The organism is Microcoleus sp. LAD1_D3, from assembly GCF_036702135.1.
GTDB lineage: Bacteria > Cyanobacteriota > Cyanobacteriia > Cyanobacteriales > Microcoleaceae > Microcoleus.
In genome coordinates this window covers 1-17,136 of record NZ_JAUBSB010000089.1, presented here as the reverse complement: position 1 = coordinate 17,136, position 17,136 = coordinate 1, and the positions used below count along the sequence as shown (strand labels likewise).

Sequence of the window (17,136 nt, the reverse complement as noted above, 5' to 3'; positions counted from 1 at the left end):
AGACTCAGATGTGCATATTTAAATAATGAGATTAAAATGGGTAGGTATGCTTAGTTAAAAAGCGGGATGCTCCCCCTGACAAGTCTCCCGACGTTGTACGTTTCACTAATACGTCTACTGAAACGGCTCTTGCGAGTAGCCCTACATATAAGACTGTCCAAGCTGTACCTGTATCAGCAGCCCAGCAGAAAGTTTAGGCGGTAGATGGCACAAATCAGACAGCAGAAATTACGGCTGGCGTAAAACTAGATGAGTTAGCTGTGAAAGTCTACGATCGCATAAATCAGACTTGGCAAAGTAGCCCTACTTTCAATCAAAATCTAGTCTATCGAGTCAGTCCAAGTCAAGATGGGGCGATCGACAATTTCCAGCCACTCAATCAACCAGCCAAGGATTACACCAAAGAAAATCCTTTGCCAAATCTCCTCAAATCTCCCGAAACTAGCAGCAACAATGCAGCACCAGTCGCTAAGTTTACTGTAGTGTTTGCTCCTACGGGAACCTTAGAAGTTAACCCGTAATTCACATACAACATCTCTCTCTCCGGTAAGGTCCGCCATCAGCACCTTACTTTTCATTTTTAACTTAAATGTGATATTATAAACAGCGCCCTCTAAGGCCTGCTACTTCTAAAACAACAAATGAAAGACCTTGACGAGAAAAAAACCCAGGAACTGCTATGCACCATCATGGAATGGGAACTTGCAGGTGTCGTGCGCTATACCCACTATTCACTAATGGTGACAGGGCCAAACCGGATTCCCATCGTGCAGTTTTTTAAAGCACAAGCAACGGAATCTCTAATCCACGCCCAACAAGCAGGAGAAATTCTCACCGGTTTAGAGGGGCATCCCAGTCAGAAAATTGCTCCCATCGAAGAAACCTACAAACACTCAGTGAAAGACTTGTTAGAAGAAAGTTTAAATCACGAGAAAAAAGCGCTCAAAAAGTATAAATCTTTACTTGAAGTCGTGACCGACTCCAGCGTTTATTTGGAAGAATATGCCCGCAATCTAATTGGACAAGAAGAATTGCACCAAGTAGAATTGAAAAAAATGCTGCGGGATTATAGTTGATTTAATCATTGGTTAGTTGTTATTGGTTGTTGGTTATTGGTTATTTCCAATCACCAATGACCAATGCCCCATGCCCATGCCCCATGATGATAAAAAATGAATTTTAGTGAAGCCATACCCACTTTTGTAATTACCCTGCGCGAAGGCGTAGAAGCCGCCTTAGTCGTCGGAATTGTACTAGCTTGCCTCAAAAAAGCCGAGCAAAGTCACCTCAATTCTTGGGTTTATGCAGGTGTCGCAGCCGGCATTGGTGCTAGCGGTATTGTGGGTATTCTCTTCAATGGATTGCTCGCAGCACTATCAACATCCGAGCAGCCTTACGCACCAGTCATTAAACAGCTATTAGAGGGTGTGTTGGGCCTTGTGGCGATCGCAATGCTAAGTTGGATGCTAATTTGGATGACTCAGCAAGCGCGCTTTCTCAAAGCAGAAGTTGAAGGAGCAGTTACAGCAGCTTTGACAGAAAATACCAATGCCGGCTGGGGCGTATTTGGCTTAATTTTTATTGCGGTACTGCGCGAAGGTTTTGAAACAGTTATATTTGTCAGCGCTCAATTTCAACAAGGTTTGAGTCCCGCTTTGGGAGCTTTGGGCGGTTTGACTGGGGCGGCAATCATTGGCGCGCTACTGTTCTATGGGGGTGTCAAAATTGATATCCGCCTGTTTTTCAAGTTTATGGGGATTTTGTTGCTGTTAATCGTGGCAGGTTTGGCAGTATCTGCACTCAAACATTTTGACCAAGCCGCTGGGATTTTGTCACAGATGAATAGCAAGTATGCAGCAATTTGTGTTTATTACGATCGCCTCGCACCAGTCCACTCTTGTATTTTAGGGCCTATGGTGTGGAATGCAACGGAAATTTTGCCCGATCGACAATTTCCGGGAGTGATTCTCAAAGCACTGTTTGGATACAGAGATCGACTTTATCTCGTCCAAGCAGCGGCTTACACAATATTCTTAGCCACCATCGGCGGTCTTTATTTCCAAAAATTAAGCTCTAAGGCGAGTGTTCCCAACCAAAATACTCAGCCAGCTCGATCGGAAACTCGCCCTCAGTAGGTATGCAAGCTGTTTTTATCGGTTGTTTTCGTGATTCCAGGGCGAGAAAAAAATTAGCCTCACAGGCAAAAAATTGACTAAAAATTTTCCGGTTGCGGGATTGATTATTTGACTTTTATATGAGAGCATTAAAGGCTTGCAATACTATTTATTTATTTTATAAATACTTGTATTAATATTATTTAATAATACCGTCAATACCCAAAAAAAGCCAGCACTACCCCTCAAAAAAAACAAAAATTTTTTAAGCAAAATTAACTAAATTAAAAAATTTACAGTTAACGGTTAACAGGGTTATGTAAGACGCAGACTACCGTTAGGGCTATTCTGTGAAGTCCCCGGCGCACCCTGCAAAAGTTAAGGCTGTTCTTGCCGACCAAGAATCTGCCCCCAGCAAGATTTGGAGCAAACACTTTTCTGATATGCCCTCTTAGGGCTTATAATTAGTACAAGAATATTTACAGAGCCCCGAAAGTTCTTAATCAACCTTATAATCCTTAATGAAGCTTAAATTTAAAAAATTGTTCGTTAAAGTTACCTGGAACCCCCAGAAGGCTGTAGGATCTGCCATTCGGTTAGCGGTGAGATAAATGATGATGCCCCGGATACTTGTTATTGATGATGACGCGGCGATCGCCGAACTCGTAGCCGTCAACCTAGAAATGGCTGGCTACGAAGTCACCCAGGCAGAAGACGGCATCAAAGGTCAGGCCCTAGCAATACAACTGCTCCCCGACTTGATCATGCTAGACCTCATGCTCCCTAGAGTAGACGGATTCACCGTATGTCAGCGTTTGCGGCGTGACGAGCGCACCTCAGACATTCCCGTCTTGATGTTGACAGCCTTGAGTCAAACTCAAGACAAAGTAGAAGGCTTCAACTCCGGCGCCGACGACTACCTGACCAAACCCTTTGAACTAGAAGAGATGCTAGCCCGAGTGCGAGCTCTACTAAGGCGCACAGACCGCATCCCCCAAGCTGCCAAACACTCCGAAATCCTGAATTACGGCCCGCTGACCCTTGTCCCCGAAAGGTTTGAAGCTGTTTGGTACGATCAGACAGTCAAACTGACCCACCTAGAGTTTGAGTTGCTGCACTGCTTGCTTCAGCGCCACGGTCAGACAGTCTCTCCCAGCGAAATTCTCAAAGAAGTCTGGGGTTACGACCCCGACGACGACATCGAAACCATTCGCGTACACATCAGACACCTGAGAACCAAGATGGAACCCGATCCCCGCCATCCTCGGTACATCAAAACCGTATACGGGGCCGGTTATTGCCTGGAGTTGCCCAACAACGAGCAAGTAGCCGAGGAAACCAAATCATCTGCTTGAGCTAGCGTGTCCGATGCAACAGGCAGTCAAAAATCTAGCTAGAAAAGCCTGAGAGCAAATGCTCTCAGGCTTGGTTGTTTGGAGTTTGAGATGAATATGTCAACAAGTAGACATTAACTCTCTTGGGGAGAAATAATCTCGCACCCCCTCTCACCCCAGTTTTATAGAAGCTGGCCCAGAGGAAAGTACCGGATTTCTTTTTCCACCTTGTTTTTTCCGAGAGGATTAGATAGCTACTTAAACAATACTCTAGCCTTAATAATACTCCTTAACAATACTATTTATCAATAAAGTCTGAACTATTCCTTTAGTTGCTATTATTGCTAACGGCAAGCTCACTTCTGATTAAGCGCCAAAAACAGTCAGATGCTTGATTTCACGATGTTTTTTGCTATTGAGTTACATATCTGAACTCAATTTAGTGAAAAATTTTATCAAATACCCCTTGACGAAACTTCTAAAATTGTTGATTATCTATATCAATAACCTGCAAGCGCTTAAAACTCCACTGAGATCTTTCTCAAGAGGTAAATCGCCGTGACAAGCATGGCAAAAAAATCCTTCCCAGCCGAAGGAGAATTTTTTCCCTGGTGGGCCGGCAACGCCCGCTTAATCAACCTTTCCCGCCGTTTGCTCGGTACCCGCGTCGCCCACGTCGGCCTTATCGTCTTCTGGGCGGGAGCCTATACCCTATTGGAGCTTTCCCGCTTTAACCCACAATTGCCCATGTACGAACAAGGCTTAATCCTGTTGCCAAACCTAGCTATATTCGGCTGGGGTGTTGGTGCGGGAGGCAAAATTAATGACTACCCCCTCAAATGTACAGTGTGGCCGTGGGTTGCTTGTACTGAAGATGCGATCGGTTACACCGACTTTGAACCTAAGACTTGTTTTGCCAGTGCCGATCGGCAACATTGCTCTAAACTTCGCAAAAATTACGCTGAAATACCGACTACCACTGCTTCAGTTCCACCTTGAGCAAGGGGGATAGGTGGCTAGCAGAGTGAGTCTAAACTTAGATTGATTTTCAAGGAAAATACACTTTTGGACAATCGAAACAAGAGCGCGAACAAATAACAGATAATCCAGCAAAATCTCCCTTCAATTTTTTGATTTTTTACCGACATGAATCTATACAGCACTAACTCATTCAAAGTCGAACTAAACCAGAGAGGCTGCCGCCTGACTCCCCAGCGAGAAACTATTTTGAGTGTTTTTCAAAATCTGCCACAAGGCAATCATTTAAGTGCGGAAGAATTATACAAGACTTTGCATAATAAAGGAGAACGAATAGGCTTGTCTACTGTCTACAGAACGCTGCATTTATTAGCAAGAATTGGGATTTTGCGTGAACTAGAATTAGCTGAAGGACATAAACATTACGAACTGAACTTCCCGGAATTGCACCACCACCACCATCTGGTTTGTATTCAGTGTCACAAAACTTTTGAATTTAGCGATGAATCCATTTTAAGAATTGGCAAAAAGCAAGTTGAAAAAGCTGGTGTAGAACTGCTTGACTGTCAATTAACTGTGCGTGCTGTTTGTTTGGAAGCGCTGCGGGAGGGATGGCCTTCTTTGGTACCCAGCAATTGGTTGTGTCCCAGATATCATGCAGAAATTGAGGAGGAAATTAGTTGAGTTGGATGAAATATATTTCGATAAGGGTAAATTACTAATTGGTAATTGCTAATTCTTTAACTCAGGTACGGTAATGGCGCTGCAAGGAATGCTAGCAAAGCAATTATTAGGAAAGCAATCTCACGCATTCAAAACTTGCCGCCTTTCCCTTCTCTTTAATACCGTTGCAAGGAATGTTAACGAAGCAATTATTAGGAAAGCAATCTCACGCATTCAAAACTTGCCGCCTTTCCCTTCCCCTGCCCTTAAGCAACGTCAGAATCGCAACGTTGGTGTTCCATCCGAAATATGTTAGCGTACAAACTAGCCACAATCTGTTTGCCTTCCTGCGTCAACTGCAAGTAACCTAGAGATTCGCTGATGTGAGGATAAATGCCGCTCCAGTAAAACTTAGAGTAGCTTTGCAGCAAGTCGCCCGGATGTCGATAGCCCAAAACTTTAGTAGCACCGCTTTCTTCCAACTCGTAAAACAGCGCCCCAATTTTCTGCAAATATTGCGGGTTGCTGAGCTGACCTATCAAGTCAGCACCGCGCACTAAACTAGAATAATTACCTGCATCCTCGTCAGTGTTGCCGTCAAGGACCGAGAAACGAGTCTGTTCTATGTTCTGCTTAATTATCTCAGCATTAATTAGCTTGTGGTTGCCGAAGCGCTCGTCAATGAACAATTTAGCTCGGTCAACTCGGTAAGGAGCTAAGCTGGCCGCTGTTGCACCGGGAGCAAGTGCAATTCTCAGGCCATCTTTTCCCGTAGCATACAATCCTTCTGATTCTTGGTCTTGCCGACAAACTCCTTTGACATATCCGATATCTTGGCACAGCAAAGAAATGATGAAGTGCAGCCAATCTTCGCAGGAAACTCCGCCCTTGCGAATGTGTTTTCCCCGCAAGATTTCTTGACCGACTAAGCTAATGCAAATGGCGTGTTCTACATTGTGATAAAGAGCGTCACTGTTGGCGATGTTTTCTAGCGCCATTGCCCCCACCCAGGCAATAATGTCAGCATAGTCTGATTTGTAGCCTCCGTAAGTGCGGCTGTACCCGTTCTGAAGTTGTTCGATGAAAGCCTCGATCAGCAGTTCTGTAGAATTAAACATAACCTGTCCTTTTACCTTAATATTTCCTTTCAAGAGCGGTGCATCTATTGGGGAGTCCTCTAATTTGATGGATGAGATTTTAGTTCACAACTCATGCACCCCGTGTGTCTTGTTCTCTGTGGGTGGCAATCTCAAAACTCATTGACGCAGCTCCGCCCGGGGAGTCACGAAGCAATCTCGCGCCCTGACTCAAAACTCCCAAGCAACTCAGTCCATCACTGACACCCATCCCCGCCGTACTGCATACAGCAGCCTGCTGACAATTTTTCGATCCTCTGAACTTTTTAAACTGTGAGAATTAATTGCGTATTGAATTTGCTGGAACTGATCCCGATCGATCTTACCGGATTTCCAAATGTTCAAGTAAAGTTCGGAAATTTTATATTCAGGAATATAAGTTTTGGTTGTCATCTGCAGTCAACTCAATGTATATTTCTTATTGTCGGGCAATTTTAGATAACTTTATGTGATGTAGATCGACTATAGACTGTGATGCGATCGCAGGCTGGAGTTAATGCGCCTCTCCTAACAATGGTAATTTGATCGAAAAAGCCCGATATTGCGATCGTCATAAATTTTGCTGACGGCTGTGAAAATCATCATAGTTGCGCCTAAATTATAGGATTCACATACCCTTCTCCCGTTGCGCTCGCCTCCTCCCAAGTTGCCGCAAGGAAGGAAGTTTGAGTGCGGGTCGCGCAAATTTCTTGCCAAAGAAACACGCGTCGTGTACAATATAGAGTCTGGTATCCTCACTTACCCATAATTATTTTCATTCATCCCGTCCCCCCAGAGGGGAAGGGACTTTCAGTGCGGATACAGCCAAATCACTATATTCAGCAAAAAGCTAGAAATGCCGTAACTCATGCCCACTATTCAGCAACTCATCCGTTCAGCACGGGAACAAACGCAGAAAAAAACCAAATCGCCAGCTCTCAAGAGTTGCCCCCAGCGCCGCGGAGTTTGCACCAGAGTGTACACGACCACCCCGAAAAAACCCAACTCGGCGCTGCGGAAGGTGGCTCGGGTACGGCTGACCTCTGGTTTTGAAGTCACCGCCTACATCCCAGGGATCGGTCACAACTTGCAAGAACACTCGGTAGTAATGATCCGAGGCGGTCGGGTAAAAGATTTGCCCGGAGTTAGATACCACATCATTCGGGGTACATTAGACACCGCTGGGGTGAAAGACCGCAAGCAGGGTCGTTCCAAATACGGGGCCAAGCGTCCTAAAGAGAAAAAATAACACGGAACTCGCCCGATCGTCGGGGTTGGGAAGCAAAAATAAATCCGATCGCGCCGCTCAACTGCACGCTCGATCGTCATAAATCGAGATGTGATCCCAAAACCCCAAACTCAATCATTCAAAATCAAAAATCCCAAATAGAACTATGTCTCGCCGCACAGTTATTCAAAAACGTCCAGTTCCACCCGATCCAACCTACAACAGCCGGTTGGTAAGCATGATGGTGAGACGGATCATGCAGCACGGCAAAAAATCCGTTGCCTCCAGCATCGTCTACGACGCCCTCAAAACCATCCAAGAACGCACAGGGGCTGAACCGTTAGACTTGTTTGAAAAAGCAGTCAAAAACGCAACACCCCTGGTAGAAGTCAAAGCCCGCCGGGTAGGTGGCGCCACCTACCAAGTGCCGATGGAAGTGCGTTCCGATCGCGGTACCACCCTCGCCCTCCGCTGGCTGATCAGATTTGCCCGCGCCCGCACCGGCCGCTCGATGGCAGCCAAGCTAGCCAACGAACTGATGGATGCAGCTAACGAAACAGGGAGTGCTATTCGCAAGCGCGAAGAAACTCACCGCATGGCTGAAGCTAACAAGGCTTTTGCTCACTACCGCTACTAACTGCAACATCGGGCATGGAGAAGAGCGCGATTGTTCGGTATAAAAGCATCGGGTGAGAAATTGGAAAGTGTAAGTTTTGAGTGTTGAGATTGCTTCTCTTGGCGCAGTTGCGATTGGTGAAGCAAACTCAAAACTCCCAAAATCAAAATTCACGCACTCAAAATTCACGCACTCTCTAAATCCTCCATGTCGCATCCTTAATATTTTTGTAAACAAATCTTGCAAAAAATATTAAAATGTAACAATAAGCTCCAGAGACTTTTGTAAGTCACTGGGGAGTGCAAAATAGGGTTACTGTGTAGTATAATAGTATTATAACAGCAACACAAGATTAAGGAGGTAGCTGTGGCACGTACCGTCCCGCTAGAAAAAACTCGCAACATCGGCATCGCAGCCCACATAGACGCGGGCAAAACAACAACAACTGAAAGAATTCTGTTCTATTCAGGCATGGTTCACAAAATGGGTGAAGTGCACGAGGGAACAGCAGTCACTGACTGGATGGAGCAAGAGCGGGAGCGGGGAATTACGATTACTGCCGCTGCTATCACCACCAGTTGGAAAGATTACAAAATCAACATCATCGACACTCCCGGACACGTAGACTTCACGATCGAAGTCGAACGCTCGATGCGAGTGCTCGACGGAGTGATCGCAGTGTTCTGCTCGGTAGGGGGAGTGCAGCCGCAATCCGAAACAGTTTGGCGACAAGCCGATCGGTACAAAGTACCGAGGATCGTGTTCGTCAATAAAATGGATCGGATGGGCGCAAACTTCTACAAAGTCTACGGCCAAATTCGTGATCGAATGAGAGCGAACGCCGTACCCATCCAAATCCCGATCGGCAGTGAAGAAAACTTCCGGGGAATTGTAGACTTAGTGCAAATGAAAGCCTATATCTACAACAACGACACGGGAACCGACATCGAGGAAGTAGAAATCCCCGATGAAGTAAAGGATCTAGCCGTAGAATACCGCACCAAGCTGATCGAGTCCGTAGCAGAAACCAACGACGCCCTCACGGAGAAATACCTCGAAGGCGAAGAGTTAACGGAAGACGAAATCCGCTTGGCCCTGCGTCACGGCACTGTCGAAGGTACGATCGTCCCCATGTTGTGCGGTTCGGCATTCAAAAACAAAGGCGTTCAGTTGTTGTTGGATGCAGTCATCGACTATCTGCCGTCGCCCTTGGAAGTTCCTCCCATACAAGGACTCCTGCCCAACGGCGACACAGCAGAGCGGTTTGCCGACGACAACGCCCCGCTGTCAGCTCTGGCATTCAAAATCATGGCTGACCCCTACGGTCGCCTGACCTTTGTTCGCGTCTACTCCGGTATCCTCAAAAAAGGAACCTACGTCCTGAACTCCACCAAAGACAAAAAAGAGCGGGTTTCTCGCCTAATTGTACTCAAAGCGGACGATCGGATAGAAGTTGAGGAACTCCGAGCCGGAGACTTGGGAGCAGCCTTGGGTTTGAAAGACACCTTCACCGGCGACACCCTCTGCGAAGAAGGAGCGCCAGTGATTCTGGAATCCCTGTTTATTCCAGAGCCAGTCATCTCGGTGGCTGTCGAACCCAAAACCAAACAAGACATGGAGAAGCTCTCCAAAGCCCTCCAGTCGCTCTCGGAAGAAGACCCCACCTTCCGAGTCAACGTTGACCCAGAAACCAACCAGACAGTCATCGCCGGTATGGGCGAACTGCACCTGGAAATCCTGGTTGACAGGATGCTGCGGGAATTCAAAGTAGAAGCGAACGTGGGTCAGCCACAAGTAGCCTACCGTGAAACCATTCGCAAATCCGTCCGCGCCGAAGGTAAATTTATCCGCCAAAGTGGCGGTAAAGGTCAGTACGGTCACGTCGTGATCGAACTAGAACCCACCGAAGTCGGAAGTGGCTTTGAATTTGTCTCCAAAATTGTTGGTGGCACTGTACCCAAAGAGTACATCGGCCCAGCAGAACAAGGGATGAAAGAAGCGTGCGAATCAGGTATTGTAGCAGGATATCCCGTGATTGACCTCAAAGCTACTATGGTAGACGGGTCTTTCCACGACGTAGACTCCTCAGAAATGGCATTTAAGATCGCCGGTTCAATGGCGATCAAAGAAGCCGTGATGAAGGCGTCGCCAGTGCTGCTAGAGCCTATGATGAAAGTAGAGGTTGAAGTTCCCGAAGATTACATCGGGAACGTCATCGGAGACCTCAACTCGCGTCGGGGTCAGATCGAAGGTCAAGAGACGGATCAGGGGATAGCCAAAGTTTCTGTAAAGGTTCCACTAGCAGAAATGTTTGGTTACGCCACTGACATCCGCTCGAAAACCCAAGGTCGAGGCATCTTCACAATGGAATTCAGCCATTACGAAGAAGTGCCGCGAAACGTGGCTGAAGCCATTATCGCTAAGAACAAAGGGAACTAATGATTTTGGATTTTAGATTTTGGATTTTGGATTGAATCCAAAGTCTAGAATCTAAAATCTCAAGTCTAAAATCGCTAAAAGAAACAAGGAACAGATCAAGAATGGCACGCGCAAAATTTGAACGGAATAAACCCCACGTAAACATCGGCACGATCGGTCACGTTGACCACGGCAAAACAACTTTGACCGCCGCGATTACGATGACTCTCTCTGCACTAGGTCAAGCAAAGGCTAAGAACTACGCCGACATCGACGCTGCGCCCGAAGAAAAAGCACGGGGTATTACGATTAATACTGCTCACGTGGAATACGAAACCACAGGTCGGCACTATGCCCACGTAGATTGCCCCGGACACGCTGACTATGTGAAAAACATGATCACCGGTGCAGCTCAAATGGACGGCGGCATCCTAGTAGTGTCAGCGGCAGACGGCCCCATGCCTCAAACTCGCGAACACATCCTGCTAGCTAAGCAAGTTGGCGTTCCCAGCCTGGTTGTCTTCTTGAACAAAGAAGACATGGTGGATGATGCTGAACTGTTGGAATTGGTAGAACTGGAAGTTCGCGAACTTTTGAGCTCTTACGATTTTCCGGGCGATGACATCCCCATCGTCACAGGTTCGGGATTGAAAGCTCTCGAAGCGATGCTTGCTAATCCCAAGACAGTCAAGGGCGAAAATGAGTGGGTTGACAAAATCTACAAGCTGATGGAAGAAGTAGATGCTTACATCCCCACCCCAGAACGCGAAGTTGACAAGCCTTTCTTGATGGCAGTTGAAGACGTATTCTCGATTACTGGTCGGGGTACGGTCGCCACTGGTCGGATTGAGCGCGGAACTATCAAAGTCGGCGAAACAGTCGAATTGGTGGGTCTTAAGGACACTCGCAGCACTACGGTGACTGGTGTGGAAATGTTCACCAAGTCTCTGGAAGAAGGTTTGGCCGGCGACAACGTGGGTCTACTGCTGCGGGGGATTTTAAAGGCGGATATTGAACGCGGAATGGTGATTGCCAAGCCGAAAAGCATCCTGCCTCACACTCAGTTTGAATCTGAAGTGTACATCCTCAAGAAGGAAGAAGGTGGCCGGCACACGCCCTTTTTCTCTGGCTATCGCCCTCAATTCTACGTCCGTACCACTGACGTGACCGGCACGATCGCACAGTTCACCGCTGATGACGGTACTGAAGCAGAAATGGTGATGCCAGGTGACCGGATCAAAATGACTGTTGAGTTGATTCACCCGATCGCGATCGAACAAGGAATGCGCTTCGCTATCCGCGAAGGCGGCCGCACCGTCGGCGCCGGCGTTGTTTCCAAAATCCTCAAGTAGGAATCCGATAACAGCCTAGATAGCAGAAAAGCCGCCCAATTTAATCAGGCTTTTCTGCTATTTAGTGAGTAGTGAGTAGTTATAGGTTAGTGGCCAGTTGTTAGTAGTTATGGGTTAAATGTTCAATAACAAATAACAAATAACAAATGACTGATCACTAATGACTAAAAATAAACTGAACCTCGAAAATTCAAGAAACAAAAATGGCAACAATTCAACAACAAAAAATTCGCATTCGCCTCAAAGCTTTCGATCGCCGAATTCTAGACGCATCCTGCGAAAAGATTGTAGATACAGCAAATCGGACAGCAGCCACAGCGATCGGCCCGATTCCCCTACCGACAAAACGGCGGATTTACTGCTTGCTGCGATCGCCCCACGTAGACAAAGATTCTCGCGAACACTTTGAAACCCGCACGCACCGTCGCATAATCGACATTCATCAGCCCTCGGCGAAAACAATTGACGCTTTGATGAAACTGGACTTGCCAGCCGGCGTAGATATCGAAGTCAAGCTGTAGATTGACTTATCGAAAACTCGGAAAGAAGGAACAAAGATTAAATAAATTGTTCCTTCTTTTTGTATAAATTTCCCTAGTCATTACTTATTAGGTATTAGTTATTAGTTAATAATCAGCAATAATTTCTGCTCCGACACGAACTTAAATAATTATTCTTAATTAAGGGGCTATCACTACAAAAATGCTTTTTTAGCAGTCGCTATCATCGCCTTCAGCATCACTTAGTTGAGCAAAAAGGTATATTTAGCATTTTGACGAAATAACGCCTTTGTCAAGCTGCCAGCACGGGCGATCGCGATCGCTCGCTCAAATCCGCGTCGCAAAAGCCCGATCGCTCCTGCCCCGGAATTGCCTTTAATCAGTTAAAGTAAGAAAAAGAAGCGCAAGTACCGTCACTTTTGAGCGACAATGGCATCCTCTTCCTCTGTAGCAGTTCGCGAACTCCCCTTATTTCCCTTGCCGGAAGTGGTTCTATTTCCAGGTAGACCTCTCCCGCTGCAAATCTTCGAGTTTCGCTATCGAATCATGATGAATACGATTCTGGAGGGCGATCGGCGTTTCGGTGTGCTCATGTGGGACCCGAACCAAAACAAAGTCTCTGCCGTTGGCTGTTGCGCCGAAGTGATTCACTGTCAGCGCCTGCCCGACGATCGCATGAAAATTATGACTCTCGGCCAGCAGCGGTTCCGAGTGCTCGACGCCGTTCGGGAAAAACCGTATTTAGTCGGTCTAGTAGAATGGATCGAAGACGCACCGCCGCAACAAGACCTCAGACCTTTGGGAAAAGATGTCGAACAACTGCTGAGAGATGTAGTTCGCCTCTCCAGCAAATTGATGGATCAGCCGATCGACCTGCCGGAAGACATTCCCAGTTTGCCTACAGAATTGTCCTATTGGGTAGCCAGCTACCTTTACGGCGCAGCGACAGAACAGCAAACTCTTTTAGAATTGCAAGATACTGCTGCGAGATTGGAACGCGAAACCGAAATTTTGACTTCTACTCGCAATCACTTGGCAGCGAGGACTGTACTTAAAGATACCCTCAAGTAGCCACTTTGCCTAGGAAAAAGCACGATCGGTTTGACCTGAAGTGAAGAAAGAATTACACACAAATCATTCGATTTTCGATTTTTGATTTTCGATTGACTGATGAACTAAGGGTTTGGATCGCGGGCCTACAGTTCCATTCTTTTTGGGAACTGGTATCTGTTTAATTCTTAACTTCAAACAGGTTCGGATAGGTTCCTTATAGCAGTAAATGCTTGTGTTAGACAATCACGACCAACCGAAACCATACGATGCAGTTAGAGGCGGTCAACTGCCACCTCCTGTGGGCGGTGTAGTGCTCGGCGGACTAGCAGGAGTTAAACACCGACTGTCTAGTTCTGTCAGCGAACATCGCATCGCCGCCCTGACAGAGACATTGAATTACGGCGATGCAGGCTTAAAAATAGTCATCAAGATTTGTCAAAGCGAAACAGGGCCAGTGCAGCGGGCTGCCGGGGATTTGCTCCGAAAAAGACTGAGTTCGATCGCCCGCGAAAAATTACAGGCTTTTGTAGCTTCAAGTTCAGATTCAGAAGCTGAGTTAGACAGCACTGAAAAAATATTAAAGCACTCATCCGGTGCAGTCTCAGAAAAAAATTACGATCGGCAAATGTCCGAAGCCCAGTTAATATTTGAGACAATTACGCAGCAGATGCAACCAAATTTGTTGCTGTTAGAAGCACTGGTAGCCTCTGTAGAACGCGAAGAATTTACCAGCGAACTGATGAATCTTTGGGAACTATTAATCTTAGAAATTCAGGAACCTCTCAAAGAACTGCGTCAGGCTGTTGGCAGTGCGATTTCCGGCCAACTGCGGATTCAGTGGCTGTACAATCAAGCTGAATCTCAAGCTAATCAGTCGCAGCAGCGAGCTTTGCTAGCTCTTCAGACACAGGATGAAAATTCAGTCCGCCTCACCGTGGTTCGCAAGCAGGTTCAATTCGATCAGGCGGCAGAACTAAAAATTGACTTAGACTACCAAACTGTGCGAGTAGAAAATCTCAACCGCAACTTGCTGGCTTTGGAAAGTAAGATTGCTCAAGCTAATTCCAAGAAAGAGATCCTCAAGATGCAGCTTCATTTTGCTAAGGTACAGCAGCACATAGACTTCACTTTCAGCCAAGTCAATAGTATATTTTTTAGTCCTTAGTTGTCGGATTCTCCGGTTATATATTGCGTGATCTCAAACTTGTCTGACGCAAAAATGTATAGCCCCACTTAAAATTGCCTCATCTAGCTTTGCTCCTTCGAGATTAGCACCGCATAAAAATGCCCCGCTCAAATTAGCACCGCGCAAGTCAGCTTCTCTCAAATCTGCGTACTCCAGGTTACTTTCACACAAAAATGCGCCTCTCAAACTTGCTCCCATCAAACTCGCTCCCCGCAGTCTAGCATTGCTTAAATTGGCTTCGTTGAGGTTTGTATTGTCCAAGCAAGCATCTATGAGGTTAGCTTCCATAAGGTTTGCCCTATACAAGTTTGCACCGCTCAAATCAACACCAATCATTTTCGTATCGCTCAAGTTGGCGTTTGCCAGGTTTGCCTCACTCATGTCAGCTCCTGTTAATCTCGCGAATCTTAGATCGGCTCTGCCACTCAAATCGATCCCCTCGAGTTTAGCCATCACTAGGCAAGCATTCTTGAGGTTGGCATCTATTAAGTTAGCCCAACTTAGGTCTGCTAAAGCTAAATTGACCTCCTTCAAATTCGCAGAGGCTAGATTAATGTGAATTAGAAAAGCTTTTGACAGGAAAGCGCCTATCAAGTTGGTTTCATGAAAATTTCTTTCTCCGGCTGCGTATCGCTTGAGAAGTTCATCAGCATTCATCTCACCAGCCTCCTAAGCTTTAATTAAAAAGTATACTACATAAAAGAAAATTATACTACGGACAGTAAACTGTAGCAACCAAAGATTTTTAAAGTTTCTGTGTGATTTTTTAATTCTTCGAGTGCCGATCGCACAAATGCTTGGCAGGCGTTAGCCTCAACGTCCATAAAGAAAATATATTCTCCGAGCGATCTTTTAGTCGGTCTAGATTCAATCCGACTTAAATTAATACCCCGACTGGCAAATACTTGCAAAGGTTTTACCAGTGCTCCCGGCATATTGGCAGGTACGCTAAAAGCTAGTGAGGTATGGGTGCAATTAGACGCTGAAGCATCGAGGATCAACTCAGGAGGAGATTGTGTAATGGATTTAATGGATGAGCGAGCCCCTGATTCTACGTTTCCGATTTCTCCACCACTCCTGCTGAGTACCCAAAAGCGAGTGTAATTATCGGGATAATCATTAATGGGGTGAGCTAACACTGGCAAATTGTAAAGTTCAGCCGCTCTTGGCGAAGATATCGCTGCTACATTTCTATCTTCCAGATATTGCAATGCTTCCGTGGTTGAATTCGCCGGAATTAATTGAGCTGAGGGAATAAACTGCCCCAACCATACCTGACACTGAGCTAGCGCTTGCGGGTGAGAGTAAACTTTGTGAATCTCGTTAAAATTTTTAGCATTAGACACCAGGGCGTGGGAAATTGGCAAAACTAAGGCGTGTTGAATGCGGAGTTGATCGAGTCGCCACAGTGTATCTAAGGTGACAGTCACGCTGCCTTCGATCGAATTTTCGACGGGCACAACTGAATAGTCAACCTGCCCTACGGCCGATGCCTCTAGTGCTTGGGAAATGGTGGAATAAGGACACAGGGTGCATTCCAAGTTAGTTTCCAGGCTCAACCAATTGAGATAAGCTAGAGCCGCTGTTTCTGCATTTGTACCAACAGGGCCGAGATGTGCGATCCTCTTCGAGGGCTTCGCTAACGAAATTTTCATTTAGAGGCAATTTTAGGTTACAAATGTTTGCTTTACTCTCATCAGCTAGCAAGTATGATGAAAAATTAGCGATGTCCCGAAAGCTTTTATCCGTGATTTCTCGGATGACATTGCTGGGTACACGACTTAGTGCGCGACTTATGTCACCTTAAAAAAGGTGATACTTTATTAACATATGCTTAGGAATCCTATATTTTGATATCTTCTCATGTATATCCGCTTTAATTCTTCCCAATCCGTTGAGATCTCCGTACCAGAGGAACGGGTTCCCATTCAACATTATCTGCGCCAGCCGAGGCGACTGGTGAACGCTCTTGTCGATCAAAGTCGCACAGAACAGCTAAGCGATGACTGTTTCCGCCTAAAAATGCGACCGTTACAATTTATGATGCTGAGCATTCAACCCACAGTAGACATGAGGGTGTGGGCGCAATCGGACGGCACAATCAATTTGGAGTCCGTCGCCTGCGAAATTCGCGGCGTGGGTTATATCAACGATCGCTTTGCTCTCAATCTCAAAGGACAGCTTTGTGTACACCAAAGCAGCGGGGTAGCATACTTGAAGGGAAAAGCGGATTTGGAAGTGCAAGTAGAGTTACCGCCGCCGTTTTGGCTGACGCCCAAACCCATTTTAGAAGCAACAGGTAATGCTTTGCTCAAGAGCGTACTGATGAGCGTCAAACAGCGGTTGATGCACCAGTTGCTCTCCGATTACCGCCGGTGGGCAAGCAGTGAAACTGAGGTAACATCGATCGATCTCCCCCCAATCTTATCTTTAGAAGGGTGAAATCCTACTAGAGAAGGTGTTAATTAATGTATAGGGATATTTAGGTACAAATCAGGCCACTTACCAAGAAAATGGGTCTAAAGCCCGGTCCTTTTAGGACGGCTTTAATTTCCCCAGAACTGTGATAGAGTGTTTTA

Annotated in this window: 18 protein-coding genes; 14 read left to right on the top strand and 4 right to left on the bottom strand. The window is 46.3% G+C overall.

What is annotated here, in order from left to right:
- Positions 1–260: 260 nt before the first annotated feature.
- From QUA74_RS27715 to QUA74_RS27690, 6 genes are all read left to right on the top strand, one after another.
- Positions 261–521, top strand: coding sequence for a hypothetical protein (locus tag QUA74_RS27715; RefSeq protein WP_333335483.1), 261 nt, complete (start codon positions 261–263; stop codon positions 519–521).
- Positions 522–641: 120 nt separating this feature from the next.
- Positions 642–1,076 carry a ferritin-like domain-containing protein gene (locus tag QUA74_RS27710; RefSeq protein ID WP_333335480.1) on the top strand — a complete coding sequence of 145 codons (435 nt, stop codon included), beginning with the start codon at positions 642–644 and terminating at the stop codon, positions 1,074–1,076.
- Between the two features lie 96 nt (positions 1,077–1,172).
- Positions 1,173–2,135, top strand: a complete 963-nt coding sequence (locus QUA74_RS27705; protein ID WP_333335476.1) for an FTR1 family protein — start codon at positions 1,173–1,175, stop codon at positions 2,133–2,135.
- A 596-nt stretch (positions 2,136–2,731) separates the two neighbouring features.
- A complete protein-coding gene (locus tag QUA74_RS27700; RefSeq protein ID WP_333072153.1) occupies positions 2,732–3,469 on the top strand; it encodes a response regulator transcription factor in 738 nt (245 codons plus the stop codon).
- A 546-nt stretch (positions 3,470–4,015) separates the two neighbouring features.
- The gene (locus QUA74_RS27695; RefSeq protein WP_333335486.1) at positions 4,016–4,447 is read left to right on the top strand and encodes a hypothetical protein; all 432 of its coding nucleotides are present in this window, start codon (positions 4,016–4,018) and stop codon (positions 4,445–4,447) included.
- Between the two features lie 147 nt (positions 4,448–4,594).
- Positions 4,595–5,110 (top strand): transcriptional repressor, encoded by a 516-nt coding sequence (locus QUA74_RS27690; protein ID WP_333335473.1) that lies wholly within the window; start codon positions 4,595–4,597, stop codon positions 5,108–5,110.
- A 245-nt stretch (positions 5,111–5,355) separates the two neighbouring features.
- Here the strand turns inward: QUA74_RS27690 and QUA74_RS27685 are convergent, their stop codons facing one another.
- Together QUA74_RS27685 and QUA74_RS27680 are read right to left on the bottom strand one after the other, a co-directional pair.
- Complete coding sequence (locus tag QUA74_RS27685) at positions 5,356–6,207, bottom strand: Npun_R2479 family HD domain-containing metalloprotein (protein ID WP_333335470.1); 852 nt, start codon at positions 6,205–6,207, stop codon at positions 5,356–5,358.
- A 207-nt stretch (positions 6,208–6,414) separates the two neighbouring features.
- Positions 6,415–6,618 carry a hypothetical protein gene (locus QUA74_RS27680; protein ID WP_333335467.1) on the bottom strand — a complete coding sequence of 68 codons (204 nt, stop codon included), beginning with the start codon at positions 6,616–6,618 and terminating at the stop codon, positions 6,415–6,417.
- Between the two features lie 454 nt (positions 6,619–7,072).
- On the opposite strand from QUA74_RS27680, the gene rpsL reads away from it, so the two are divergent.
- The 7 genes from rpsL to QUA74_RS27645 all read left to right on the top strand — a co-directional run bounded on the left by rpsL (position 7,073) and on the right by QUA74_RS27645 (position 14,536).
- Positions 7,073–7,453, top strand: a complete 381-nt coding sequence (gene rpsL, locus QUA74_RS27675; RefSeq protein ID WP_006632197.1) for a 30S ribosomal protein S12 — start codon at positions 7,073–7,075, stop codon at positions 7,451–7,453.
- A 145-nt stretch (positions 7,454–7,598) separates the two neighbouring features.
- Positions 7,599–8,069, top strand: a complete 471-nt coding sequence (rpsG, locus tag QUA74_RS27670) for a 30S ribosomal protein S7 (RefSeq protein ID WP_006632196.1) — start codon at positions 7,599–7,601, stop codon at positions 8,067–8,069.
- A 345-nt stretch (positions 8,070–8,414) separates the two neighbouring features.
- Positions 8,415–10,487 carry an elongation factor G gene (gene fusA, locus QUA74_RS27665; RefSeq protein WP_333160978.1) on the top strand — a complete coding sequence of 691 codons (2,073 nt, stop codon included), beginning with the start codon at positions 8,415–8,417 and terminating at the stop codon, positions 10,485–10,487.
- A gap of 101 nt (positions 10,488–10,588) precedes the next feature.
- On the top strand, positions 10,589–11,818 hold the full coding sequence (gene tuf / locus QUA74_RS27660; RefSeq protein ID WP_242724596.1) for an elongation factor Tu: 1,230 nt from the start codon (positions 10,589–10,591) through the stop codon (positions 11,816–11,818).
- 203 nt (positions 11,819–12,021) lie between these two features.
- Positions 12,022–12,339, top strand: coding sequence for a 30S ribosomal protein S10 (gene rpsJ, locus QUA74_RS27655; protein WP_006632193.1), 318 nt, complete (start codon positions 12,022–12,024; stop codon positions 12,337–12,339).
- A 408-nt stretch (positions 12,340–12,747) separates the two neighbouring features.
- Entirely contained in the window at positions 12,748–13,389 is a 642-nt protein-coding gene (locus QUA74_RS27650) for an LON peptidase substrate-binding domain-containing protein (protein WP_015174045.1), read from the top strand.
- A gap of 208 nt (positions 13,390–13,597) precedes the next feature.
- On the top strand, positions 13,598–14,536 hold the full coding sequence (locus tag QUA74_RS27645) for a PspA/IM30 family protein (RefSeq protein ID WP_333335464.1): 939 nt from the start codon (positions 13,598–13,600) through the stop codon (positions 14,534–14,536).
- 33 nt (positions 14,537–14,569) lie between these two features.
- Here the strand turns inward: QUA74_RS27645 and QUA74_RS27640 are convergent, their stop codons facing one another.
- Both QUA74_RS27640 and pheA read right to left on the bottom strand, forming a co-directional pair.
- Complete coding sequence (locus tag QUA74_RS27640) at positions 14,570–15,214, bottom strand: pentapeptide repeat-containing protein (protein WP_333335461.1); 645 nt, start codon at positions 15,212–15,214, stop codon at positions 14,570–14,572.
- A 50-nt stretch (positions 15,215–15,264) separates the two neighbouring features.
- Positions 15,265–16,212 carry a prephenate dehydratase gene (gene pheA / locus QUA74_RS27635; protein ID WP_333335458.1) on the bottom strand — a complete coding sequence of 316 codons (948 nt, stop codon included), beginning with the start codon at positions 16,210–16,212 and terminating at the stop codon, positions 15,265–15,267.
- Between the two features lie 208 nt (positions 16,213–16,420).
- Between pheA and QUA74_RS27630 the strand changes: the two genes are divergently transcribed.
- Positions 16,421–16,999: a DUF1997 domain-containing protein gene (locus QUA74_RS27630; RefSeq protein WP_333335457.1), complete on the top strand. Its 579-nt coding sequence runs from the start codon at positions 16,421–16,423 to the stop codon at positions 16,997–16,999.
- Positions 17,000–17,136 lie beyond the last annotated feature (137 nt).